This is a genomic window from Candidatus Collinsella stercoripullorum (assembly GCF_027669965.1).
Classification (GTDB): Bacteria; Actinomycetota; Coriobacteriia; order Coriobacteriales; family Coriobacteriaceae; genus Collinsella; species Collinsella stercoripullorum.
In genome coordinates this window covers 1-263 of the sequence record NZ_JAQECM010000020.1, presented here as the reverse complement: position 1 = coordinate 263, position 263 = coordinate 1, and the positions used below count along the sequence as shown (strand labels likewise).

Sequence of the window (263 nt, the reverse complement as noted above, 5' to 3'; positions counted from 1 at the left end):
GAACCAGGGCGACAAGGTCAAGGCCGGCACCAAGCTGCTCACCTTCGACACCGAAAAGATCGCCGCGGCGGGCCACCCGGCGACCACGGCCTTCATCGTGGCCTCCACGGCCGACGCTGCGGACTTCGAGTTCCTCGCCGGCATGGATGCGGCCGAGGGCGAGACGCCGGTCATCACCTTCCGCGGATAGCCGCGCCGCCGGGTGCCCGGGCCGCGCGCCGCGGGCACCCGGCGGACGGGCCGCGCCCGCTGCAGGGGGCGGG

The 263-nt window shown here is 75.3% G+C and carries 1 protein-coding gene; it reads left to right on the top strand.

The window, feature by feature from the left end; translation table 11 throughout:
- Positions 1-190 (top strand): PTS glucose transporter subunit IIA (locus tag PHA29_RS05685; protein ID WP_270848582.1); only part of this gene is annotated, 190 nt, incomplete at its 5' end.
- Between the last annotated feature and the right edge of the window lie 73 nt (positions 191-263).